The 24,489-nt window shown below is 54.5% G+C and carries 20 protein-coding genes, 1 tRNA gene and 1 pseudogene; 15 read left to right on the top strand and 7 right to left on the bottom strand.

The genetic code is table 11. The annotated features are described in order from the left end of the window. Positions 1 to 71: 71 nt before the first annotated feature. The 7 genes from N1030_RS10345 to N1030_RS10315 all read left to right on the top strand — a co-directional run bounded on the left by N1030_RS10345 (position 72) and on the right by N1030_RS10315 (position 6,860). The gene (locus N1030_RS10345) at positions 72 to 1,445 is read left to right on the top strand and encodes a phosphomannomutase/phosphoglucomutase (RefSeq protein WP_265825404.1); all 1,374 of its coding nucleotides are present in this window, start codon (positions 72 to 74) and stop codon (positions 1,443 to 1,445) included. A gap of 36 nt (positions 1,446 to 1,481) precedes the next feature. Then, a complete protein-coding gene (locus N1030_RS10340) occupies positions 1,482 to 1,961 on the top strand; it encodes a 4Fe-4S dicluster domain-containing protein (protein ID WP_265825403.1) in 480 nt (159 codons plus the stop codon). After that, positions 1,951 to 3,729 (top strand): aldehyde ferredoxin oxidoreductase N-terminal domain-containing protein, encoded by a 1,779-nt coding sequence (locus N1030_RS10335; RefSeq protein WP_265825402.1) that lies wholly within the window; start codon positions 1,951 to 1,953, stop codon positions 3,727 to 3,729. Before N1030_RS10340 ends, N1030_RS10335 begins: the two co-directional genes overlap by 11 nt. Continuing rightward, positions 3,729 to 4,223 (top strand): TPM domain-containing protein, encoded by a 495-nt coding sequence (locus tag N1030_RS10330; protein ID WP_265825401.1) that lies wholly within the window; start codon positions 3,729 to 3,731, stop codon positions 4,221 to 4,223. Before N1030_RS10335 ends, N1030_RS10330 begins: the two co-directional genes overlap by 1 nt. 147 nt (positions 4,224 to 4,370) lie before the next feature. Beyond that, the gene (gene rnhA, locus N1030_RS10325) at positions 4,371 to 4,835 is read left to right on the top strand and encodes a ribonuclease HI (protein ID WP_265825400.1); all 465 of its coding nucleotides are present in this window, start codon (positions 4,371 to 4,373) and stop codon (positions 4,833 to 4,835) included. A gap of 223 nt (positions 4,836 to 5,058) precedes the next feature. Continuing rightward, entirely contained in the window at positions 5,059 to 5,718 is a 660-nt protein-coding gene (locus tag N1030_RS10320; RefSeq protein ID WP_265825399.1) for a flagellar brake protein, read from the top strand. 158 nt (positions 5,719 to 5,876) lie between these two features. Further along, positions 5,877 to 6,860, top strand: a complete 984-nt coding sequence (locus N1030_RS10315; protein WP_265825398.1) for a hypothetical protein — start codon at positions 5,877 to 5,879, stop codon at positions 6,858 to 6,860. Between the two features lie 317 nt (positions 6,861 to 7,177). On the opposite strand, the gene qrcD is transcribed toward N1030_RS10315, so the two are convergent. The 5 genes from qrcD to rfbC form a co-directional block, all read right to left on the bottom strand. After that, positions 7,178 to 8,440 (bottom strand): menaquinone reductase integral membrane subunit QrcD, encoded by a 1,263-nt coding sequence (gene qrcD, locus N1030_RS10310; protein ID WP_265825397.1) that lies wholly within the window; start codon positions 8,438 to 8,440, stop codon positions 7,178 to 7,180. 6 nt (positions 8,441 to 8,446) lie between these two features. Continuing rightward, complete coding sequence (qrcC, locus tag N1030_RS10305; RefSeq protein WP_265825396.1) at positions 8,447 to 9,211, bottom strand: menaquinone reductase iron-sulfur cluster-binding subunit QrcC; 765 nt, start codon at positions 9,209 to 9,211, stop codon at positions 8,447 to 8,449. Positions 9,212 to 9,223: 12 nt separating this feature from the next. Then, a complete protein-coding gene (qrcB, locus tag N1030_RS10300) occupies positions 9,224 to 11,293 on the bottom strand; it encodes a menaquinone reductase molybdopterin-binding-like subunit QrcB (protein ID WP_265825395.1) in 2,070 nt (689 codons plus the stop codon). A gap of 14 nt (positions 11,294 to 11,307) precedes the next feature. Then, positions 11,308 to 11,937, bottom strand: coding sequence for a menaquinone reductase multiheme cytochrome c subunit QrcA (qrcA, locus tag N1030_RS10295; RefSeq protein WP_265825394.1), 630 nt, complete (start codon positions 11,935 to 11,937; stop codon positions 11,308 to 11,310). A 551-nt stretch (positions 11,938 to 12,488) separates the two neighbouring features. After that, positions 12,489 to 13,040: a dTDP-4-dehydrorhamnose 3,5-epimerase gene (gene rfbC / locus N1030_RS10290; protein ID WP_265825393.1), complete on the bottom strand. Its 552-nt coding sequence runs from the start codon at positions 13,038 to 13,040 to the stop codon at positions 12,489 to 12,491. A gap of 303 nt (positions 13,041 to 13,343) precedes the next feature. On the opposite strand from rfbC, the gene N1030_RS10285 reads away from it, so the two are divergent. From N1030_RS10285 to N1030_RS10255, 8 genes and pseudogenes are all read left to right on the top strand, one after another. Continuing rightward, positions 13,344 to 15,047 carry an ATP-binding protein gene (locus tag N1030_RS10285; RefSeq protein ID WP_265825392.1) on the top strand — a complete coding sequence of 568 codons (1,704 nt, stop codon included), beginning with the start codon at positions 13,344 to 13,346 and terminating at the stop codon, positions 15,045 to 15,047. A 111-nt stretch (positions 15,048 to 15,158) separates the two neighbouring features. After that, positions 15,159 to 15,250: transfer RNA gene (locus tag N1030_RS10280), tRNA-Ser, on the top strand. Between the two features lie 72 nt (positions 15,251 to 15,322). Continuing rightward, positions 15,323 to 15,538, top strand: a pseudogene (locus tag N1030_RS17715) (DUF6538 domain-containing protein); the annotation flags it as partial. Between the two features lie 24 nt (positions 15,539 to 15,562). After that, entirely contained in the window at positions 15,563 to 17,086 is a 1,524-nt protein-coding gene (locus N1030_RS10275; protein ID WP_265825391.1) for a site-specific integrase, read from the top strand. Between the two features lie 1,220 nt (positions 17,087 to 18,306). After that, positions 18,307 to 18,861: a recombinase family protein gene (locus N1030_RS10270; protein WP_265825390.1), complete on the top strand. Its 555-nt coding sequence runs from the start codon at positions 18,307 to 18,309 to the stop codon at positions 18,859 to 18,861. A 278-nt stretch (positions 18,862 to 19,139) separates the two neighbouring features. After that, positions 19,140 to 19,916: a hypothetical protein gene (locus tag N1030_RS10265; protein ID WP_265825389.1), complete on the top strand. Its 777-nt coding sequence runs from the start codon at positions 19,140 to 19,142 to the stop codon at positions 19,914 to 19,916. Positions 19,917 to 20,018: 102 nt separating this feature from the next. Continuing rightward, positions 20,019 to 20,249: a hypothetical protein gene (locus N1030_RS10260; protein ID WP_265825388.1), complete on the top strand. Its 231-nt coding sequence runs from the start codon at positions 20,019 to 20,021 to the stop codon at positions 20,247 to 20,249. Between the two features lie 27 nt (positions 20,250 to 20,276). Then, complete coding sequence (locus tag N1030_RS10255) at positions 20,277 to 21,245, top strand: phage antirepressor N-terminal domain-containing protein (protein ID WP_265825387.1); 969 nt, start codon at positions 20,277 to 20,279, stop codon at positions 21,243 to 21,245. Between the two features lie 69 nt (positions 21,246 to 21,314). Here the strand turns inward: N1030_RS10255 and N1030_RS10250 are convergent, their stop codons facing one another. After that, the gene (locus N1030_RS10250) at positions 21,315 to 22,796 is read right to left on the bottom strand and encodes a restriction endonuclease subunit S (RefSeq protein WP_265825386.1); all 1,482 of its coding nucleotides are present in this window, start codon (positions 22,794 to 22,796) and stop codon (positions 21,315 to 21,317) included. Continuing rightward, on the bottom strand, positions 22,789 to 24,225 hold the full coding sequence (locus tag N1030_RS10245; RefSeq protein WP_265825385.1) for a type I restriction-modification system subunit M: 1,437 nt from the start codon (positions 24,223 to 24,225) through the stop codon (positions 22,789 to 22,791). The genes N1030_RS10250 and N1030_RS10245 overlap by 8 nt, the downstream gene beginning before the upstream one ends. Positions 24,226 to 24,489 lie beyond the last annotated feature (264 nt).

Here is a 24,489-nt window from a genome sequence, read left to right as displayed (position 1 = left end):
GATAGGTCAAGACGCATCACAGCAAATAGACGCCAACTGTCAAAACTTTATTCAGGATGCCTCCCCGAAATATGAAACCAGTGCGTGATAGCGTGTTCCGTGCCTATGACATTCGTGGTGTCGTGGGGATGGATTTTGATGAGGAATGGGTGGAATGCCTTGGCATGGCCATCGGTACGTTTTTTCTGCGGCGCGGACACAGGGATGCCGTGGTGGGATACGATTGCCGGCATTCGTCGCCTGCCTACCAGCGGGCCTTGATCCGCGGACTGCTCGCCACCGGTGTGGACGTGACCGTGCTGGGCATGGTGGCCACCCCCCTGCTTTATTTCGGTATCGTGCATCTGAACCGGCTGGCCGGAGTCATGATCACGGCAAGCCATAATCCGCCGGAGTATAACGGATTCAAGGTCTGGTCCGGACGCGGCACCGTGCATACCACGGCCATCCGCGAGATATACGAGATCATGGCTTCCGGCGACTTTGCCGTTGGTCAGGGCATCGGCTGTGAACACGACATTCTTCCGGCCTATATGGATGCGGTGCTGGAGCGCAACAGGCTCGCCCGCCCGTTCAAGGTTGTGGTTGACGGCGGCAATGGTGCCGGTGGTGAGGTATGTGCCGAGATCCTGCGTCGCATGGGATGCGAGGTGGAGGAGATGTACTGTGCGCCGGACGGTGATTTTCCCAACCACCACCCCGATCCGACCATAGAGGCCTACATGCAGGACCTTATCGGGCGCATGCGCGAGAGCGGGGCGGATGCGGGCATCGGACTTGACGGCGATGCCGACAGGCTCGGGCTGGTGGATGCGGAGGGGCGGTTGCTGCTCGGCGACGAGTTGTACTGCCTGTTCGCCCGGGATGTGCTGTCCCGTTTGCCGGGTAGCCTGCTCATAGGCGACGTGAAATGCTCGCACCGCCTGTTTGATGATATTCGCGATTGCGGCGGCAGGCCCATGATGTGGATAACAGGGCATTCCGTCATGAAGGCCAAGATGCTGGAAGAGGATGCCCCCATGGCTGGCGAACTGTCGGGCCACATGTTTTTCAATGAGGGCTGGTTCGGGTTTGATGATGCCGTGTACGCGGCAGCGCGCATCGTGGCCATCCTTTCCGCGCAGCAGAAGCCGTTGACCGAGCTGCCGGGGTGGCCCCGGGCCTTCAGCACGCCGGAACTGCATGTTGCCTGTCCCGATGCCGTGAAATTTGCCGTGATAGATCGTGCGCAGGAATATTTCCGTGCACGTTGCGATGATGTTATAGTGATAGACGGTGTCCGGCTGAATTTCCCCGACGGGTGGGGATTGGTTCGGGCCTCCAATACACAGCCTGTGCTGGTGCTGCGCTTTGAGGCGCAGACGGCGGAACGGCTGGAAGAGATACGTTTGATGATTGAAACGCCGCTCAAGGCTTGGATAGCCGAAGCGTCTGAACACATATAACCTGCCGCGCGTGGCGCGGGTTAAAAGGCGGCTAGCATGAAGTTATTGCGTGCCAACAAGATGGAGCGCTGCATAGGATGCCATTCCTGTTCACTGGCGTGCGCCCGGCTTGTTCACAAGAAATTATCCTGGAATACCGCAGGTATTCGTATTGCTTCAGCGGGTGGGCTTTCCACCGGCTTTGAAGCGCACTTGTGCGTGGGCTGTGATCCCGCTCCCTGTGCGCAGGCCTGCCCGACCGGTTCGCTGACTCAGCGCAAGGGCGGCGGCGTCAAGCAGGAGCGCGAACTGTGCATACGCTGCGGCAAATGTGCCGATGCCTGTCCGGTGGACGCCATCTATATGGATCCCGAAACGAATTCTCCGTACCTGTGCATTCATTGCGGCAGGTGTGTGGCCTTCTGTCCGCATGGCTGTCTTGATCTGGCAGATGCTCCGGAGTCGGTGCATGCGACAGGCTCCGGCAAGGCTTCCGATTCCCCGGCTGATGGCAAGGGGGTGAACGATGCGTACTGATCATTCCTATTCCCGCGTGCTGCATGTGGATCTGGAAACGGGACGCTCCCGCGTTCTGCGCTTTGGCAGCAGGGCCGAGCATCTGGGGGGCAGCGGTCTTGCCGCAGCTCTGTATGCCACCTACGGCCTTCATGAAGCCCCCGCGCTTGACCCGCGTCAGCCCCTGATCTTTGCCGTGGGGCCGCTTACGGGCTTTTTTCCACTTATGAGCAAGGTGGTCTGCGGCTTCCGTTCCCCGTACACGGGCGAGTGGGCAGAGAGCCATGCGGGCGGCAGGCTGGCCCTGTCCCTGCGGTTTGCAGGCTATGACGCGTTGATGGTTACCGGCGCGGCCCGTGGTCTTTCTGCTCTGGTTGTGGGCGCGCGTACCGTGGATGTGCACGATGTGAACTATCTGCGCGGGGCGGATGTATTCTCCGCGGGCAAGTACCTGCGCCGATTCGGCAAAAGCAGTTCCGGACACCGGTCCTGCATCCGCATCGGTCCTGCAGGCGAGCGCGGCGTGCATTACGCCTGCATCAACGTGGATTCCTTCCGTCATTTCGGCAGGCTCGGAGCAGGCTCCGTCATGGGTGCCAAGAATCTCAAGGGCATTGTGGTGCAGGGGGACGGCGCGTTCCCCCTGCCGGATGGAAACGCCTATGCCAAGCTCATGCGCGAGGTCTACAAGGACATCACCGCCACGGACAAGATGCGCAAGTATCACGACCTTGGGACTCCGGCCAACCTGCTGGCCCTGAACGAGCTGAAGGCCCTGCCGTGGAACAACCTGCAGAAGACGTATGACGAGCGCATTGACGGTGTTTCGGGCGAGACTTTTGCCGACAAGTTCTTGCTGCGCCAGACGGCTTGCGCAGGCTGTCCCGTGGGTTGCATTCATATCGGCCTGTTACGGCAGCAGTTCGCCAGCGACCATGAATTCCTCTATAAGCAGGTTTCCTACGATTACGAGTCCATCTTCTCGCAGGGCACCATGCTGGGGCTGACCAATGCCTCCGATGTGCTGGCCCTGCTTGACGAGACCGAAAAGCTGGGGCTGGATTGCATGAGCTCCGGTGTGGCGCTGGCATGGGTGGCAGAGGCCGTGGACAAGGGCGTGCTGACTGAGGCGGAGACCATCGTGCCCGTCCGCTTCGGCGAGGTGCAGGGCTTTCTGGATGCCCTGCGTCATCTTGCATTGGGCAGCAACGAATTCTATCGTGTGCTCGGAACGGGTACGCTCAAGGCGGCGGACGTCTATGGCGGCTCCGATTACGCCTGCGTTCTGGGACAGGAAATGGCAGGCTACGCCACCGGTGAAGTCTTCTTTGTGTCGCAGGCCTACGGATTCCGGCACTCGCATCTCGATTCGGGCGGCTATTCATGGGATCAGAGCGCCAAGGAGAAGGACGCGGGCAAGGCGGTGGACTTCCTCGTGGATGACGAGTACAAGCGCATCCTCATCAACAGCATGGTCTCCTGCATGTTCGCGCGGGCATCGTATGGTCCGGAGCGCATCGGGGAGTGCCTTGAATCGGTGGGGCTGCCGGACGTGGCGGCCAATCTCGGCAGCGCAGGCAAGGCCATGCAGGCCCTGCGCTGGAACCTGAAGTGCCGCACCGGATTTGATGTGCATGCAGTCCGCATCCCCAAGCGCTATACGGAAGTGGTCACATGGAAGGGTGGCATTGACGTTGGCTATATGGATGACGTCCGCACCAGATATGCACAGGCCATTCTGGATATGGCCGCTGCTGCGCCCGTTGTCTCCGGCGGAGAGGAGGGCTGATGCTGTTTCGCTCAGGCGGACCGCTCATCAAGGCGGAGAGTGGATCGGAGCTATTCCTCCGTTCCGTGCTGCTGCTCTCGGTGGTGGCGTTGGTCGGGGTGGCCTTCTGGTATCAGATTGGGGCCAACCTCCGCGAGGTAAACTCGCGTGGTGCCGTGTGGGACGAGGCCAATGTTCTTTCCAGAGATCAGCGAGAGGCCTTGCGTGACTTTGCCGCTGAGCTCAAGGAAACCTATGGCATCAAGCTGCGTCTTCAGATCCGCAAATCTCCCGTGGTGTTGCCGGATCTGGACAACAAGACGCTGTTCATAGGAATCAATCCCGAGACGCGGCAGGTGCTGATCGAATTCCCCACCTTATTGCGCAAGGCGCTGGGCGATGAGTATATGTACCGGTTGCAGAATGAGCACTTCGGCCCGTATTTCGAAAAGGATCAATGGCAGCAGGGCCTGGCCGAGGCGCTGACGCAGTTGTGGCTGGATATGGGCGGCTAGACCGTGCCGCATGTGGAATGCCGGCCGGTATGGCCGTTCGTTTGATGTATTTTCCAGGGGGCGGGGCGGTGTCAGTTCTGCCCCCTGATAGTGCCTGTCGTCTTCATTTGGGATGAATGCGGGCAGGATAAAGGTGTGCATGACAGTATGAAACAAGTTCAGATTTATACGGATGGTTCCTGCCTCGGCAACCCTGGTCCCGGTGGCTGGGGCTCCATTTTGCGCTGCAATGGCGTGGAGAAGGAGTTGTCCGGAGGGTTTTCGCTCACGACCAACAACCGCATGGAGATTCTTGCTGTCCTTGAAGGACTTGGCGCTCTGAAAGAATCCTGCAAGGTTGATCTGTACACGGATTCCCAGTACGTCCGTAACGCGGTTGAGAAGAAATGGCTGGTAAACTGGCAGAAGAATGGTTGGAAGACTGCCGGAAAACAGCCGGTGAAGAACAAGGATTTGTGGGAACGCCTCGTGCCGCTCCTCAAACTGCATGCCGTGCAGTTCCATTGGGTGCGTGGGCACAGCGGGCATCCCGAGAATGAGCGATGCGATGTGCTTGCCCGTACCGAGGCGGAGCGCAAGGGCCAGCCGGAAGATCCCGGACACGTTGCCTGATTGTTTTCGTGAGTGAGGCGATCATCAGATATGCTGGCAGAAAGGCATTCTGTGGGGTCGCACAGGGATGGCAGTATTGCCTATCCGGCATGGTGCGTTCAGACGAGCCGTGGGTGCCGGAGGTAAAATTATAAATGGTGCGATTCTTGTTGCATGCATCCGGTTGGGGTGGCTATGAAATGGGAATCGAGGCGATATGCCAGTCCTGAGGAGTGATGTGAACATGCAGCAGCCGCTGCCCGCGCGTATAAGAAATATCGGGATGAAGCTCGACATCAAGCTCGGCACCAGAATGCTGATGAGCCTGAACGGCTCGGACGGCAAGCACGGTACGGAGCTTATCGGGCTGAATCCTTATGAATACCTGATTCTGAAGATGCCCATGGTTCCCGGTATCCGGAATCGCATGATGCCCGGTGAAGCGCTAACCATACGCTACATGCTGCAGGGCACCATCATCGGGTTCAAGACCCACGTCATCACGCAGATTACCAAGCCGTCGGCTCTGGTGTTCGTTGAATACCCCGATACGCTTGAGCAGTATGAACTGCGTTCATACAAGCGCTTGAAGTGTCTTATTCCTGCCGAGATTCATTCCTCTCACGGAGTGCAGAAGGCCGCCATCGTCGATCTTTCCGCGGGAGGTTGCAAGCTCTGCTTCGAGGTGAAGAGCTCTGATAGCATTCGCAAGCTCGCCACGGAGGAGATGCTGGTCATCAAGGCCAACCTGTTTGCCGGAGAGGATTCCACTTTGTCCTGCATCTGCCGCAATGTGGAGATAGACAAGTCCACTATGACAGTGGGAGCAGCTTTCTCGGGCCTTGAAGATGGCGTTGCAAAACGCCTGCAGGAATATATCGAGACGGTTTCCACCTTCCTGTAGGGCTTTTCCATTTTGTTTCGTATAGGCCATGCCGCGTATTGTGCGCCGCATGGCCTTTTTTTGTGGGATAATAGTTTGTTAATTGACGCGAAAGTTCCGTCCGGTCGGTTGTTTACATGCCTGCCGCAGGGGCGTATTCTGTGAGGATGGAACAATTCATGACACTCGTGCATCAGTTGGGGCTTTCAGATTGGGCTGTGGTGTGGCCAGGTCTGTTAAAGCCTCTTCTCAGGCTTGTCTCCTTCATTGCGACCGGTCTCATGCTCGGAAATATCATCGAAGCTTTTAACTGGACGCACGGGGTGGCACGCATTGCCACTCCCTTGGTGCGTATAGGGCATTTGCGCGATATTTCGGGAGCCTCATTTTCCATGGCTTTCTTCTCAACCATCACGGCAAATACAATGCTGGCCGGCAGCTATGAAAAGGGCGAAATTTCGCGTCGTGAATTGGTGTTCGCCAATCTTTTCAACAGTACTCCGGCGTTCTTTCTGCATCTGCCCACCATGTTCTTCATGGCGGTTCCCTTCATCGGCGATGCAGCCTTCACTTATGTGGGACTCGTACTTGCTGCGGCAATTCTCCGTACGTTGGGGACGGTTGCTGCAGGGCGCATCATGTTGCCCCCGTTACCGGAAGGCTGCATAACCTGCCGACTTGAAGAAGAGCGCAGCAGCGGTTGGAGGGAGGCACTGCGCAAGAGCTGGCAGCGATTGCTGCAGCGCTTGCCGCGTATTCTGTACATCACCATTCCGGTTTACGTGCTGATCTACGCGCTGAACAGGACGGGAGGCTTTACTACGGTACAGAGGGTAATGGAGGACAACGTGGGGGCCTTGAGCTTTCTCAATCCGGCAGGGCTCAGCGTGGTGCTTTTGCACCTTGCTGCTGAGTTTGCGGCGGCTCTCGCTGCAGCAGGCCAGCTTTTACATGCAGGAACCCTTACTCCACGCGATGTCGTGTTGACTTTGCTGGTAGGCAATATTCTTTCCTCTCCCATGCGGGCATTCAGACACCAGTTTCCATCTTATGCGGGCATTTTCAAGCCCAGACTGGCGCTTTTCCTTATCGGGTTCAATCAGGTGCTCAGAGCGCTCTCCATCGCCCTTATGGCATGTCTCTACTTCTGGTGGACGATGTAAGAGCGCGAAGCGCTCGATCCAGTGCCGTCGGCTGTTCAGGTATGCTGTTCATGATCTTTGGAGGATGGCATTGGTATCGTGGGAGGCATTGACATTCCGCCCACGCATAGATTGTCAGTCCGTATGATGTGATGTGTGTTTCGTTTCCCCAATATAAATTAAGGGCACCATTGGTTGTTAGCGTCATGAAGAGAAAGGCCGGTCGCCACAGGCGACCGGCCTCTTTTTACCTATACCAACAGAAGAACCCCGGGACGGGTGGGGGCCGTGCCGGGGTTCAACTACTTTGAGCTTTAACCGTATATGTGACTCAGGCGTTATGCCTTGGTCGCATTCAGCTTTTTCTCCTGCGGGAATACCGGCAGGTAGCGGTAGGAGAGCGAGAGTACGATGGCGCCGTAAGCGACAACCAGAGCACTGGAGCCCCATTCCGCCCAGTTCGGTGCATACGTTTCCCAGGTGTCGAAAGGCATAACCGGCATAGCCAGAGCCTGAACCGTGAAGACGTAGCGGTTGATGGTTACACCGATGCAGTCCAGAATGGCGGCAGAGTAGAACAGCGCAGGGTTGTTGCGCAGGCTGGGTACGAGCAGGATGATGCAGGGCAGAACGCCGCATACACCCAGTTCAGCCCACAGCAGCCACTGGCCGTAGATATTGCCATAGAAGTTCTGGTCGTAAGTCAGACCTGCATTGGGAAGGATGTGTGCGATCCAGCCGTAGGTGTCCATGAACTTGAAGATCAGGTACACAAACAGCATGGAACCGGCAATCTTACCCATCAGGGACTTGATATCCCAGCTTACCAGTTTCTTGCCGGTCATCTTTTCCATCAGGGTGGCAATCAGCACGGTGAATACCGGGCCGGAGCCAACAGCGGAAATAACGAACAGGAAGAAGGTCCAGGGCCATACGAAGAAGCCGTCACGGAAGACATAGGGGCGGGCGAAGAGCACGCCGTACATGCCGCCGAGAGAACCCTGGTGGAAGGTGGAGAGGAACGCGCCCACACCGGCGAACAGGGGCATCATAACGTGCAGGTTGTGCGCGATATGATGCAGCAGGGGAATGCGGTTCAGCTGCTTCTGTTCAAGGATGAGCGGTACGTATTCGATGATCAGCACGATAAGGTAACACGTGATACAGAAAATAACTTCTGTAAGCATGGAGTGTACGTTTGCGTGCCAGTAACCGAACCATGCGCGGACCGGCTGACCTACGTCGAGTACCAGAATGAGCATGGCGCCCGAGTAGCAGATAAAGCCTACGATAACCGTCAGGTTGATGATGTTCTTCAACGGGTCGATGTTCAGGATGTATCTGAGCAGACCGGTGAAGAAGGCACCAGCGCCAAGGGCGATGACGGCAAGGTCGAAGGTGATCCAGAGACCGAAGCCGAAGTAGTCGTCCAGAGCGGTTACGCCAAGACCGGTGCTGAGCACCTTATACGCGGCATAGAGACCCCAGACAGCGACAACGCCGACCAAGCCCATCCAGACCGTGAACTTCATCAGGGAACAGCGCTGCGCGCCTTCCGGGAAGAGATCATGATCCGCGGGAAGAGAGTAGTTCTTTTCCATGGTGTTCTACCCCTTGACCTTTTCGTTATCCAGGTAGTTGTCGAGCTGGCGACGTACCCACTCACGGCGGCTGATGTAGTACACCTGAGTGTCGGCATGGAGGCGCTCAAGCAGACGGCTGGCATACTTGGAGCGTGCCAGTTCATATACCTGATGATCGGGATTGTTCAGATCGCCGAACACGATGGCACCGTTGGGACAGGCTTCGGTGCAGGAAGTCACGTATTCGCCGTCGGCCAGAGCCTCGGGATCGCGACCTTCTACAATAGCCTTGTCCTTGGCCATCATGAAACGGTGGTGACAGAAGGAGCACTTCTCGACCACACCACGGGGACGTACGGATACGTCGGGGGTGAGGGCCTTTTCCATGCCTTCGGGCCACACGGGGTCAAGCCAGTTGAAGTAGCGTGCATGGTAGGGGCACGCAGCCATGCAGTACCGGCAGCCGATGCAGCGGGGGTAGATTTGGCTGACAATGCCGCCTTCTTCGTTCTTGTCCGTTGCGATAACGGGGCAGACCGATACGCAGGGCGGGGTACCGCACTGTTGGCAGGGGCGGGGCAGGTAGGCAACATCGTGCTCAGGGAAAGGCTTCTTGTTGCTGAGCTCGTAAACCACCAGCCAGTTCATCACCTTGATCTTGTTGGAGGCATCTTCGATGGGCGACAGGTTGTTTTCGGCCTGGCATGCAACCATGCAGGCACCGCAACCGGTACACTTATCGATGTCGATTGCCATCCCCCATTTTACTTTGAATTCTTTTGCTTGCATGACGATCGTCCCTTATGCCTTGCTGATAGTGACGCCGGCCATGTTCCAGACGGAAAGGCCCGTTCCTGCTTCGAAACCGACGGTCAGCAGTTGCATGACGTTCTCGCCCTTGCCCTTGCTGAACTGGTCGAAGGCGGTGTGGCCGAGGCCCATCAGAACGGTAATGGTATCGTTCATGATGCCTTCGAAGATGTTCACGCGGGCATTGATGCTGCCGCTCTTGTTGCTGATGACGATCTTGTCGTGCATCATCACGCCGAGCTTGCGGGCGGTTGCTCCATTCATCGCAACGTACAGCTCATTGCCCTGGAGTTCCCAGCGGCGGATGAGCTTGTTGTTGTACGGCGGGATGGCAGTCTTTGCGGTGCCGATGCCGAGCTTGAAAACAGGTGCAACAGCAAAGTTGCCTTCCTGTGCCTTGACGTTCACGCTCTTGGCGAGAAGGTCTGCGGCAAAGGAGAGGTTGGCACTTACGGTTGCATCGCTGGTGAAGACGTTGCCGTCCATCAGGCTGTCCCAATCTGCATCCATGGCCTTGGCCTTGGCCTGCAGCACTTCTTCCCAGGAGCTGACGCCGAGCGAGCAGCCAAGCTTGCCGGCAAGAGCGACGATGTAGTCGCCTGCGGGCTTGACGCTTGCGGGCATGGGAGCCACGGGACGTGCGAGACAGTACAGCGCCTGACCGTAACCGTAGGGGGTCGCCACGTCATCCAGACGCTCGAGGCCCATGGGAACGGGCAGCACGAGGTCACAGAGCATTGCGGTTTCGTCAAGGAAGGTGGTGAAGGTAACCTTGAAGGATACCTGTCCCAGCACTTCGGACATCTTGGTTGCCTGAGGCAGAGCGTAGGCAGGGTTGGCTTCGTAGAAGACCATGGCCTTGGGGGCCTTTTCCTTGCCTGCGTTGATGCGGGACATGTAGGAAACGAAGTCCTTGTCCATCATCTCTGCGCGGGACATGGCGGAGGAAACTACCGGCTCGGCAACGGGCAGCAGTTTAAGGCCACCCTTGCGGTTCAGACCGCCGAGCAGCATGTTGACTGCGATGCCTGCCATGACGGTGCCGGCGCCGGTGCCCTGACCGAAGTCGGAGCCGCATACAACCAGCGGGGTGCGTGCCTTCAGCAGTGCTGCGGCTACGGCCTTGAGCTGGTCGGCGTTGGTGCCGGTGATTTCCGCAACCTTGGCGGGGGTGTAGGCTTCAGCAAGGCTCTTGAATGCGCTGAAATCAGCTGCATCGGCCGTTGCCCCGGCCTTGATGAGCAGATGCGCAATACCGAGGGCGAAAACGCCTTCGGTGCCGGCCTTGATGGGAACCCACTGGTCAGCGCCTGCGGCGGTGCTGTTCTGCACCGGACCTGCAAACACGAACTGGACAGCGGGATCTTCACCATGGGGACGTGCTGCCTTGTAAGCTGCACGGGTGCTGATAACCGGGCCCCAGGTTTCGAGTACGTTGGCGCCGATGGCGAGAACGTAGTCGCTGTTTTCGATGTCGTAACCGAGCTGACCCTTGCCGCCCATGGCTGCAAGAGCCTTGGCTGCGGGCTGTGCCTCGGTGGGCATCAGGTAGAAGTTGCCGGAACCCGCCTGAACGGCGAGGGAAGAAAGCACTTCGTTGATGCTGCCGGTTTCGTCACCGGACACACATGCGATGCTGCCCTTTGCGGCGCCGAGCTTTTCAGCCAGCAGCGCATCGGCTTCTTCCCAGCTGATGGCAACATATGCGCCGTCTGCAGCCCGCTTCAAAGGACGCTTAACGCGTGCGGGGCTGTAGAGCATCTGTGCTTCAGCAACAGCCAGGGGGGAGATACCGCCCTTGGAAAGCGGATGATTCTCGTCGGGGAGGATGCGTACGGGACGATCGCCCACCAGACGGACCTTCATGCCGACGCAGGAGGGACACAGCTTGCTCACGGTGGAGACGTAGCTGGTCGCGCCGTCGACGTTGGAGGGAATCCAAGGCCAGTTCTGGGTCCAAATACTAGCGTCGTCGAGCAGTTTCCACGGAATGGGAGTTACCATAACGCCTGCGCTGACACCGGCGACGAACTTGAGAAAACCTCTTCTATCAACTGCCATTGAAACCACCCCTTTTACTTATGGCAGACATAACATGCGTTGCTGGAACGAGTGGTGCCGTAATGCTCAGGGTGAGCATGGCATTCCTCGCAGCGCCACATCTTCATGGTCTGCTTGCTGTACTTGGTCAGCTTGTTTTCATAGTAAACCGGGGCTTCGTCCGTTTCGGCCACATTGGGGTGACACGTAGAACAAAGCTCGGTCTCGGTAAAGTCGTGACACGTATTGCACGAATTCATCGAGTGAGCCGCATGGCTGAAGAATACGTTGTCCGGCTGCTTCTGGTAGACAAGCCACTCAACTTCCTTGCCGGTGTTTACGTATTCTTCAATGAAACGAGCTTCTTCAGGGTCGCTGCCCAGAGGTTCGCTGTGACATTCAGCACAGCTTTCCGTGGTGGGGAGACCTGCAAAAGAGCCGTCTTCACGGAGGAAGTGGCAGGATGAACATTCCATGCCTGCGCCCTCCATATGCACCTTATGGCTGAATCGTACCGGCTGATGCTTCTGAGAATAAAGCATCTGCGGGAACGCCCACCAGCCCAAGATGAGTGCCACTACCAGACCTACGAAGAACGGGGCTGCGCCGCCAAACTGGCTGGACGCGCTGTTCCCGTTGGCAGGATGTAAATGCCTGTCCGCCATAACCCTTCGCCTCATAGCTGGTTTGAAAAATTAAAAAAAATGCCCACAATTGCCACGCCCATTACCTAAGCGGAAGCCAATTGCTGTGTCAAGGTGAAATAATTCACGAACTCAGGGCCTGCCGTGGTAACTGGCTGTATGTATTGAAAGTAGAAAATTGGAAGCCATTCTTCCGGAAAACCGTTTTGGAGGAGGGGCGCGTTTCCCGCGTAAAAATACAGCGCACCTATCCAGATAATCTCCAAGAGATTTTCATCCGGATGCCGGTGCGCCTGAGAATTGTCTGCCGAGGGGCAGGTCGTGGGGTTTCGGGAATAAGTGGATTCTTGTCCTTGTTTGATACAATCTCAAACCTGTTTCTAACACCCTGTCAGGACAAGGATAAATGTCGCCTGCATCGCTTGCGATGGCGCGTGGCTGCGCATTTGTATCTATTAATATGATATAGTGGCCAGCTTTTGTGCGCGCAAAGAGATATGCCGCAGTGGGGGGGCATGGCTTAACGCGTTGTTGCGGGTCGGGCGTCTGTCCACCATGCGAGGATCACGTCATCAGAACGTGAACGGCGTGTTGAACTCAGCCAGCTTCGGCAGGAGGTTGTCCTTTTCAGAAAGAATCGGGGTGATGTCCGGCCAGGGAATGGCAAGGTCCGGATCATTCCATACGATACCCGATTCCATCTGCGGGGCGTAATAAGCATCCACTTTGTATTGGAACTCGGTTCCCGGCTCCAGCGTCATGTAGCCGTGTGCAAATCCCCTTGGAACGAGCAGGCGTTTGAAATTCTGTGCGGAAAGGGTCACCGAGTACCACTGCCGGAAGGTGGGGGAACCGGCGCGCAGGTCCACGACCACATCAAAGACTGATCCGCTGGTAACCCAGACCAGTTTGGCCTGCGTGGCCGGAGGCAGTTGGAAGTGCAACCCTCGCAGAACCCCGGCCTGTTCGGAGCGGGCATGATTGTCCTGCACGAAGTCGAAGGGCAGCCCCGCATTCTGGAGTGTATCCCGACGGAACGTTTCGATGAAGAATCCGCGGTGGTCTCCGTGAACTTTGGGTTCCAGAATAACCAGTCCGGGAATGCCGGTTTGTACAATCTGCAAGCCCGTCTCCTTGGCAAGTGGTGTATGGTGAAATGCACGGGTAACGTGCCAGAATGAATAGCTGTGTAGATTGTACATGAACCACCTTCTGTTGAAAAGAGGCGGTGGCGCGTAATAGGTCTGCAAAAAAATGGTTTCCCCTCTTCCCAAGAGTGGTGTGCATAGGTATAAGGATTGCCGAATATCGCGTCGTGTACGCATGGATGCGCTTCGTATGCAACGGAACGTCGGGGGGCGTGATGGCGAAAAGGGGTACGGGGTAGTCTCGCCCGCATACTGTGGCAAGGGATTGGACTAGAAACGATGAGTGTTGTTAAAGGTGACATTGCCGGAGCGGCGGGCGCAGGAGTTGTGTCCCCCGTGGGTGAGGATTCGTCAGACTTGGATGCGTTGCGCGTCGAGTTGGCGGCGTTGCGTGCGTCTCACGTCCGGCTGGAAGAGCAGGTGGAAAGCCTGCAGCGTGAAAGGCAGCTTCTTGAGGATATTCTGAATGCCATTCCTGACAAGCTGACGGTGCATGACCGGGCGGAAAACGTGGTGTTCAGCAACTGGAGCGAGGAAGACACCTACTGGGAAAACCGCGGCGGCGACAGAGACGGAACCGTCTGCTTCGGCTGTTTTTTCAGGGGAGAGAAATACTGCGACCAGTGTCAGGTTGAAGAAGTCTTTGAAACGCGCAAGCAGAAAGTCATTGAGCTTTATAACCCCCAGACGCGTGAATACCGTTCCATAACCGTGTTTCCGGTTGTCCGGACCGGAGAAGATTTTTCCATGGTGGCGGAGTATGTGCGTGATGTGACCGCCACCCGCAAAATGGAGCGGGAACTGCGCGTGGCCAAAGAGGCTGCAGACGCTGCCAACAAGGCCAAGAGCGAGTTTCTTGCTTCCATGAGCCATGAGATACGCACGCCTATGAACGGCGTGCTGGGCATGCTTGATCTTGCCATGGACACCGAGCTGGACGAGGAGCAGCGCGAGTATCTTGAATCTGTACAGAACTCGGCCGAATCCCTGCTGGCCCTCATTAACGACATTCTTGATTTCTCCAAGATCGAAGCCGGTGTCATTGAACTGGATAATCAAGCCTTCCGTCTGCGCAAGCGCCTTTCGGCCCTGCACACCATGTTTGTGCACCGTGCTGAAGAACGTGGATTGGACTTCCGTTTTTCCGTGCCGGATTCCGTGCCGGATGGATTGATGGGAGATCCGCTTCGTCTGCGTCAGGTGCTTGTGAACCTGCTGGACAACGCGTTGAAGTTTACCGAATCCGGTCAGGTGCAACTGGGAGTGGAGCTTATTCAGGAGTTTCCCGACAACACCGTAGAGATCGAGTTCTCCGTGACGGACACGGGGCCGGGGATTCTGGAGGCGCATCAGGAACGCATTTTCGACAGCTTCGCTCAGGCGGACGGCTCTTTTTCGCGCAGGCATCAGGGAACAGGTCTCGGGCTTGCCATATGCAAGCGTCTCGTGGATCTCATGGGCGGCAGAATCAAACTGAGCAGCTTGCCCGGACAAGGTGCCCGTTTCAGCTTCATTATTCCCTTCCAGCTTGCCTATCTGGAAGAGAAGCCTGTTGCCAGAAAGGCTGGGGGTACTGAGAAACGCCCCGCAGCAGTCTGCCGTGGCAGGATACTTGTTGCCGAGGATCATCCGGTCAACCTGATGTATATCGAAAAATTCCTGAAGAAACAGGGCTTTGAGGTGCAGGTTGTTTCTGATGGCACCGAGGTGATTCCGGCTCTCCGGGAAAAGGAATTTGATCTTATACTGATGGACATAGCTATGCCTGAAATGGACGGCATGGACGCCACCAAGGCCGTGCGTGCTGCCGAAGGGCTCAAGACGCCGTCGGGCGTTCCGATTATTGCCATGACCGCCCATGCCATGAAGGGGGACCGTGAACAGTTCCTTGCGGCGGGCATGAATGACTACATCGGCAAGCCCATCAATTCAGATAACCTGCTCAGTCTGATTTTGAAGTATCTGCTGCAGAATCAGGGCTAGCGTAATATTCAGGCAGGGCAGGAAGGATGCAGCTTCCGGCCTTGCACTTTTTGCGGGAAGCATATATATCTCCCTTCCCGCGCGGCATGGCCGCACCGGTTCTTTATATGTGGAAGGGTGGCAGAGCCCGGTTTATTGCAGCAGTCTTGAAAACTGCCGACGTTTTACGACGTCCGTGAGTTCGAATCTCACCCCTTCCGCCATCGCTCTTAAATGCCTTAAATGGCAATCTTTTTCAGGCTTGTACGGCAGCTGGACTACCTTGGGACACCTTGGTGGTACACAATGCGAGGTGCAAGCCTGTGTCATTTTCTGCTCCCTCCTACTTGCTTCAGCGTCCAAGTGGTCTATATTTCAGGATTCGTTTGCCCGAAGATGTCGTCCCGTACTTTGGGCGAAAAGAGGTGCGAAAGTCGCTTGGTACACAGTACTTGCGACAGGCGCGTCCAAAAGCGATACGTCTTGCCGCAACCTTTGTCGAAATCATAGATGAAATCAGGAGGTTAAGAACGTCTATGTCGGGTAGGATTTCTGAATCCAAATTGCAAGAGGTGGTACACAAATGGCTTCAGGAGGCTCTTTCGGATGAATACCTGATGCGTGTTGATCGAAAGACTCCATGGAACAAAGATGCTTTGAAAGAGCACCTCGCGCAGCATGATGCTTTTTTCCATGAGGCGTTGGCCGATATTGAGACATCCAACTATCGCTCAGTAAAAGTGATTGCCGATGGGTTGATCAAAGAGCATGGCTTGCCTGTCGATGCTGGGTCAACCGACTATAATAGGTTGTGTGCCTCTCTCCTCCACGCTGTTGCCTCATTTCACAGAAAGGCCAGTTCTCCGCACTTCAATCCTTTGAAGTCTCAGCAAGCTCCTATTCTAAATTCAACGACTTCCGTTCCTGAGCAGCTCTCTGCCACCGTTTGCCCTTCGGTTGCAGAGGCCGTTGAAAAATACATTGCAATTAAAATGGACAATGACGAATGGAAGGCCACCAGCGCCAGAGATATGGCTCCACAGTTGCGTCGTTTTGCCGAGTTGGTTGGCGAAGAAATGCGGATGGATGCGTTAACAAACGATCATATGCGCCAGTATTATGCGTTGCTCAATAAGCTGCCTTCAGCTCGCTACAAGTCGTATTACGAGGGAAAGACGACAAAGGAGCTGCTGGAGATGCAGATTGATCCACGTCATCTTTTAAAGACGAAGAGCTTGAAATCCCGTGTGGATAATGTTCGGTCGTTTATCAACTGGGCTGAGCTGGAAGGGTATGTGGTGTCGGCCAAGAAGCTCAATGCGGCCTTGTCACTCAAGAAATTGAATATGAAGGCAAAGGCTGCCGTCCGCCGAGGATTTACAGACGAAGAGCTGAAGGCACTCTTTCACACTCCTCAATTCTACGGAACAGCGAAGGGCAGGAAGGGGCTAACAACCGCTTGGCAGTTCTGGGCACCAATTTTAGGACTTTTCACCGGGGCGAGGTTGGAGGAGATATGTCAGCTCCATCTTGATGACATCCGTGAAGAGGATGGAGTACCGTATATCGACATAAATGCCGAAGGCGACAAGGACGTTAAGACAGAGGCTGGTAAGCGGCGTGTTCCAATCCATCCATTCCTCGTCGAACTGGGATTCCTTGACCGGGTAAAAGTCAGGCGCGAAATGGGCGAGGAGCATTTGTTTTCTCGCGCTACTCTCAGCCAGAGGCATGTGAATGTCTCCGCCAACGTAACGCAGTGGTTTACCCGTTACCGTCGAGGTTGTGGCGTCGGAGCTGGGTCAGCTGATGTGAGCGATGTTACCTTCCATTCATTCCGGCACACATTCATTACATGGGCTAAGCTGCACGACATTGACCGTATGAAGCTCAAGGAAGTTGTCGGGCATGAAGCTGATCTGAGCGACGTTACATCCATATATGAAGGGCGCTATCCTGTTTCCATGCTCATGAAAGACGTGATTGAGCCTGTGGACTTCCATACGAAGCTTGGGCTGGACTTCTTGAAGTCGCATGAGTGGGTAAGGAAGTTTGAGTAGATAAAGTGAAAGTGTAGTTATATTGGTGTGTTGGTGTTTTTTTGGGTAATTAGCCGACACTAAAGGTATAAGGACGCGCTTGGAGAACTGAGGGGGCGTAGGAAGTCGTCCTTTGGACTTGCTGGATATGAGGACTCCTTCCTGCGCCTTTTGGGGCTGGATTCTGGTGATCGCTATAATGTCTTGATATTGCAGGAAAATAATTAACCGCCACTAAAGGTATAGTAACGCACAGGGCTGGAATTCTTGGTTACAGGTGTGCGTGATCGACCTGCGCGTGCGAGGGATGGATCAGTGAGTCATCCACAACCTTCTGATTTTGCGTGAGAATAATTAGCCGACACTAAAGGTATAGAAGCGCAAGGTCGGTGCGGTTGGGCGGGTTTGCTCCCAAACAAGACGACCTAGCGGTGGCAGTCTTGAAGTAGGATGAAGCATGTCTCCAACTTGTCGATTTTACAGACGAATAATTAACCGACACTAAAGGTATAACAAACGCCTTGCCGAGTCGATTTGCAAAAGTAGGCCGATGTCGTGTGTATGTCTTTCAAGCTGGGGGATGTGGTTTTACGTGAGTGTTCTCTACTCATGTAATTGGCTGAATTCATATGTGAAAATAATTAGCCGACACTAAAGGTATAGATACGGCGGCGATGTGGCTAGGTGCCCATAGCATCGTATCGTTTGGTCATTGCCGAATTTTGTTCATTTTTCTCAGATTTTATGACTGCTTGGCAGTCCCTGGTGCTATGATAGGGGGCATAGCACTTCGGAGATCTGGGGGTAGGGGGCACATTAAGAGTCACTTAGTGATTCGCTAAGTTGGGTTAGTGAAAGAGTAGAAGAAAGAGTAACTCTTTGAGTTATCATTAAGAGTCTTCAAGATGTCCGCTTGTAGGCATCTCTCTCCGCCTGGTTTTGGTGCAAAAATCTGAGCGCCTTAAACGCTATAGGTGCATTGAAATTTCCCCCATACCCTATCCTTCTTCTGTGCCGCTCAGCACATGAGCTTCAGCTACATTGCCCTGGGCGCTTTGCTCAGCCATGTTCATGTGCTCGTTGGCGGTGTCTCAGAAGGTACACCTTTCAATACGTCTTCAAGCTGCCTGGCAAGCCCTGATGTTTCGTGTAACAAAACCTTGTGATCAGAAAAGTTGACACACATTCTCATAAGGTCTAGATGTTTTGTGTGACATCGCATGAACCAAGGAGGACACCAGATGGCTGATATAGGGTATGTTCGCGTAAGCAGTGTGGATCAGAATACAGACCGCCAGCTTGATAGCATCCGGCTTGATGAGGTTTTTGAAGAGAAGGTGAGCGCAGCGACAACCAAGCGCCCGAAGTTGAAGGAGTGTCTCAGGTATCTTCGCAAAGGAGATACGCTCCACGTTCACAGCATAGATCGTCTTGCGCGGAACCTTTCCGACCTGCTCGGCCTCCTTCAGGATATGACTTCGCGGGGTGTCTCGGTTCGCTTCCATAAAGAAGGACTTTCGTTCACAGGCGAACAGAACAATCCCATGCAGACTCTGCAACTACAGATCATTGGTGCAGTGGCGCAGTTTGAACGCGAGATCATCAAAGAGCGTCAGCGTGAGGGCATCGCCAAGGCAAAGGCCAAGGGCAAGCACTGCGGCAGATCAGCCAAGCTGGATGCGGAGCAGGTACGGGAACTCAAGGCGCGGGCGATGGCCGGAGAAGAGAAGAAGCAGCTTGCCATGGAATACGGGATCAGCAGGCAGACGCTGTACAGAGTCATCAAGGAAGACTGATTCGCTGGGATTGTGGGCAGAGTCGTAAAGCATAAGTTCACTTCCTCATCACTTCCAGTTCAAATTTCACATCGCCAACCGGGAAGCGGACGCACTCCGCCAGAGCCGGACAATATACAAGGGCAGACATGTGGACAGCGGTTATTGCTGTCGGTGTCTGCCCTTTCATTTTTCTATGGTGTCGTTTTGTATTGCTGGTGAGTCAACATGGCAATGCTGACAGATGCTGACGGCGTTCAGAGCGATACCCTATTGGCAAAGGACGCAGAATATTCTGCATGTATCTGTTCAATGAAATCAACAAACACAAGGAGAAAACAATGAAAAATGTCGAGGAAATGGAAATGAATCGTGAGTATGCTGAACACATGTTCGAAACGGATTTGGACCTTTATTTCAAGGAGTACAATTTTGTTTATGATGGCTACGAAGAGGTTCTTGAATCGTTCGCTGAGCAAGCCGCAGAGATTATCGGCTGTTCTGTTGAAGAGCTTCAGCTTGCCAGCTCTAGGTATGGGCTGATTATGGATGAAGTTGCTGAACCTGATCAGGATGAGGCTATAAAGGAGCTTGCAAAAGAGCTGCGTAAGGGACGTCCAAACCGAATGTTGAACGCTAGTGAAGTCGAGCGTGTCAACATGGCTACTGCGGATTTGGATGAAATAAAAGCCACCCTCGCCGATTGGGAGTCCGTGGTTGTTGCTGAAAAATGCCGACTTAATGGCACCTTGTTATTCAAATCGGAGAAGGAGGCGGCGGCAATAGTCATGTGTCTCCATGAAGCTGGCTGGTCTGATCGCCCTCTCTTTTCACGGGCGCTGGAGGCGTTCCTTGCGTTGGCGCCGAGAGAGGTGAAAGACAGGATGTTTGAGAAGGCACTTGAGTGTTTTCCTGGCCTGACACCATCTCATCACGATGCAGATGGCAATTTCTATTTCAACGCAGACAGTGTGAAAGAGGAACTCGGAGTGACAGACGCTGATGTAGCTGAGTGCGCAGAAGAACAGGCAGATTCATGCCGCACAATGACGGCGTTATCCGGCACAGTGCATTAACCAACAATAATCAACGCGTCTCATCAGGAGACAGCGACATGCGACCATTGAGTCGCATTTTTCATTTCTGGTGAAAGCGCGTTCAATTTCAAAGGAGTAACAATGGAAAATCAGGTTCAAAACCACACCACGCCACTCAAGGCGATCCGTGAGAAGTGCATCGACTGTTCTGGCTGGAGCCTTAAGGAAGTAAGCCTTTGCTGCATGCCTGAATGTTCGCTGTACCCGTATCGGTTCGGCAAGAGTCCTTTCAGGAAGAAGCGGGATTTGTCCCAGGAAGAAAGGGAGGCCATTGCACTGCGTCTCCATGGAGGAAGAGCAAAGAAGAAGTGATTCAAAACATTGTCCGGCTTTGTGGCTATGGCGTTCGCCTTCGGGCGCATTTTTCACCATCAACAACAAATACAAGAACAAAACAAACGGAAGCAGGCGGGTCATAGGGTTGGCCTGCCTGTTTTCATTAAGGAGAAAAATACAATGAAAAACGTACATGAAATTTCCGCTATCGTCCCTGTCCGTCACGAAGAAGTGACCATTGCTGGCTCCACCGTACTGGCTGCCGTAACCGAAGAAGGCAAGGCGTACTTCTCGCCCCGCCATGTGTGCGATGCGCTTGGGATCGCGTGGGCAAGTCAGCGTGTGAAAATTATGGCTGACCCAGTGCTGTTAGAAGGTGTGTCGATAATCGACATCCCTTCCACGGGTGGCAGCCAGAAGACCGTCATGCTCCCCATCGAGTATGCCAGCGCTTGGCTTTTCACCATCAAGAAAGTGTCCGCAGGCAAGCAGGCAAAGTTGAACCTGTACCGCACGGAGTGCTTTCTTGCGCTGGACGCATGGTTCCGCCAGGGACTGCGGAGCAATCCAGCTGTTCGGTCTGCGGTTGTCACACCGGATAGCCTCGCCAAGGCTCTTGAATTGGCAGCGCAGAAGGCGCGGGAAGCAGAGCGGTTGAAGATCCAGGTTGAAGCTGTCGAAGCCAGGTTGGCAGAGCTTGCCCCAAAGGCAGAGAAGTACGACAGCTTTCTTGACGCCAAAGGCACCTTTACTCTGACAGATGCCGCGCTGGCGTTAGGTTTGTCTGTATTCGAGTTGAGCAATGCACTTCGCCGTTTTGGCTGGCTTTACGCGAAAGACCGATATGTCCGCCCCAGAGTCTACGCTGTAAGGAATGGGTATATGAAGGTGATAAAGCGGCGGTTGGCGAGAGGCTTGGTGGAACCTCAGGGCCGCATCACCCCGGCGGGGCTGGCTGCGCTGTATGATGCGTTCAATTGCGAGATAAGGTTGCCCTCTGTAAAGTCTGAGTTCGGGCGAAAAGCTGCCTAACGAATAGCCCTCCTGCATGTCCTTAACTGGATGTACGGGAGGGCTGTTTTGTTGTTGTGTTTGCAGTGCCTAGCTGGCTCTTCGGCCTCGTTTCTTCTTTCCGGGGGCGGCTTCCCGTTCCGCTTTTATGCGCTCCAGCAGAACGGATGCAGGTTCATCATTCGGATCTTGTGGAACGAGTTCGCCTCGGAAGGCCTTGGCGAGGATAGACTGGTCTAGGTCGTTAAGTGGAGAAGACGTTCCTTCGACTATCTCTAGGAGTTTTTCATGCAGTTCAATTGTACGGGTGAGGATGATTTCGAGTTGCTTCTGTTCTGCAATTGGGGCGAGCGGGATTGGTAAATTTTCAACATCCCTTACTCTGAGGTGCTTTACGCCCATTCCGACTCCAACTCGTTGAGCAAACTCAATGATATGTGGAGCCTGGAGTGCATAAAGGAGGAAGTTCTTGCGTAAGTTGTTATCATCAGCTCGCAATAGCATCATTCGCTGCCCCATACACAACATTACTTCTTCTGGAATCATACCGACTTCACACATAGGGGCTTCGCGAGTGAAAATGATGTCCCCTGGCAGGGGAATGCATCGCCGTGACCAATACTGGTAAGTTGGTTCATCAACGAACATTGTTGCTGACAAGTTGATTTTTCCGTTTCGCACATTTGTAGTGCGGATCAAAGGGATTCCATCTTCCTTATAAGGGGCTGTCTTGTTATGACAATCAACAACAATAGCGCAAGATTCTGATGTGCTTGCCCAACACCACCCCTCAGGCAGTTCCGGCAAACCTTCTGTGTCAACAGGCGCAGGCTCCTCGTACTTCTCCTTCCACTTGTCGTTCTTGGGCTTCACGCCCTTGGCCTGCATCTTGGCAAGTTCGGCTTCTTCCCAGCGGGCGCGGCGTTCAGCACGAATGCGCTCAAGGAGTTTGGAAGCAGGCTCCACATTTGGGTTCTGCTTGCGCCACTCAGCAGTCAGATCACCACGAAAGGCAGCCGCAAGCACAGACTGCCGGAACTTTTCCAGCAGCGGCTTTACGGTTTCCAGAGCCTCTCGAGCGCGACGGCTTTTGGCTTGCAGTGCGTCGATTTTGTCCGCAATGCGCCGTTGCTCGTTGAGGGGCGGGAGGGGGAATTCTGTGGCCCTTAAAAATTTAAAGTGTCTGCTGTAGCCCTTGTCTGGCAAGGTGACTGTTTTTAATGCATGGTAGAAAAATTTAGAATAAAGCTTTTGAAATAGTCTAAGTACCTTGACCCCGTCAGCTCCCTGGGCGAAGTTAAAATCAACGAATTTTACGCAGCGGGTGTGGTCACCAAATATTATTACAGGCAGTTCTTCATCGTATTGAAGTTCCGATCTGTGGGTGGTTCCCCCAATCAGGGACGCCCCTTGGTCAATAACTGGTAGGCTGCCGTCTTCGTCGTAGTCCTTTTGCTTTAACTTTTTGTGAGAAGAAGTTGTATCACTAAATAACGCGTTAAAGCTTGCCCATACCCATGTGGGAGGTAGCTGGTTGCAACTCCAGGTGCCTTTGTCAGCTTGTTTAGTCATTCAATTCCCCGCAATTCTCCAGCATAGCCTTCAACTCTACCATTTCCTGCATGGCAATCCCAAGCTGATCCATGATCTCGGCAGCCAATATTTCCGGTTCAGGCAGGTCGTCGGCGTGGTCGGCGTTTTCATCGCGCAGCCAGGTGATGTCCAGATTGTCATTGCGCTTGGCAAGATCTTCGCGAGTGAAGCAGCGGAAACGCCCTTCTTCGCCTTGGTCAACACGCTTGGCGTTGCCGTTAGGGTCACCACCGTAGCAGGCTTCAAACTCGGCAAAGTGGGCGCGGGTAAGCGGGGTGCGCTTGCCGAAGCTGGGCATGTTGGTTCGCAGATCGTAGAACCATGTTGCCTTGGTGTTGCCCTTGTCGGTTTCTCCTCGCTGGAAGAAGAGCACGTTGGTCTTCACCCCCTGGGCGTAGAAAATGCCTGTGGGCAAGCGGAGGATCGTGTGCAGGTTGCACTTCTCCATCAGGTCGATGCGGATGCTGCGGCCTGTGTTGTCTTCAAACAATACGTTGTCGGGCAGCACCACTGCCGCACGACCACCGGGCTTCAGGCCTCGGTAGATGTGCTGCAAAAAGGCAAGCTGGCGGTTGTTGGTGGGGTAAGTGAAGTCATCCCGGCGGGTATGGCCTCCGCCTGTTGCAGTGCCGAAGGGCGGGTTGGTGAGGATAAGGTCTGCTTTTGCCATGGATGCGCCCTGCGGGCCGAGCGTGTCGCCAGGGAAAACAGGCGTTTCCAAGCCATGCAGCATGAGGTTCATCAGGCAGAGGCGATGCACGTCCTGCACCAGCTCGATGCCCTGGAAGGCTTCGCGGCGTTGGAAGTTCTGCTCACGCTCTTTCAGGGTGAAGAGGTCGTCCGTGCGTTCCTTGATGTACCTGTCAGCATTGATCAGGAAGCCTCCCGTACCTACTGCCGGGTCTTGGATGATTTCGCCGGGCTTCGGCTGCATCAGGTCCACCATGGATTCAATCAGTCGTCGAGGTGTGAAGTACTGACCAGCTCCGCGCTTCGATTCCGTGGCGTTCTTTTCCAGAAGGCCTTCATACAGGTCGCCAAGGCCTTCTTCTCTTGCACTGTACCAATCAAGCTTGTCGATGGCGTCCACAAGCCTACGCAGATTCTTCGGCTGCTGGATGAAGCTGGTTGCGTTGGCGAAAATATCCTGCACAAGCTTTGAACCACTGGTGCCAAGGTCAATGAGCATCTTCTTGTAAAAGACAAGTTGCTCAACCCCGTCCTGTTTGACGAGCTTCTTCCAGCGGTATTCTTCTGGAATTTGGTGTTCAGTCTGAGTCTCCTCCGCCATTTTGAGGAAGAGGAGGTAGGTCAGTTCGTTTACGTACTGATGGTAAGTAACGCCGTCACCCCAAAGGGTGTTGCAGAGCTTCCAGAGTTGCTGGACTATGTCGGTTGTAGTGTTCATGATATGATTACGATTTTGTATTGTCTCGAACGATGTAGTCAAAGCACTCTGCTGAGCCGTTATCGTTCTTGTAGTGTATCATTATTCTTGCTTTGTGCACGCAAGAAAAGTCTTTGCCGAATTCTATATGCATCATGTTATTAGATTTGTGTATCTTTATTGCAAACTCTTGAGTGAATATGTAGAATAAAAAGTTGCAGCATAGTCCTGTCACTACTCCAATATATATGAGGGCACACTCATTAATAAGTTTGTTCTCGATGG

Source organism: Desulfovibrio mangrovi, from assembly GCF_026230175.1.
GTDB classification, from domain to species: Bacteria; Desulfobacterota; Desulfovibrionia; order Desulfovibrionales; family Desulfovibrionaceae; genus Halodesulfovibrio; species Halodesulfovibrio mangrovi.
Note: the sequence above shows the minus strand (reverse complement) of the source record. Positions and strands in the feature narration are given on the sequence as shown.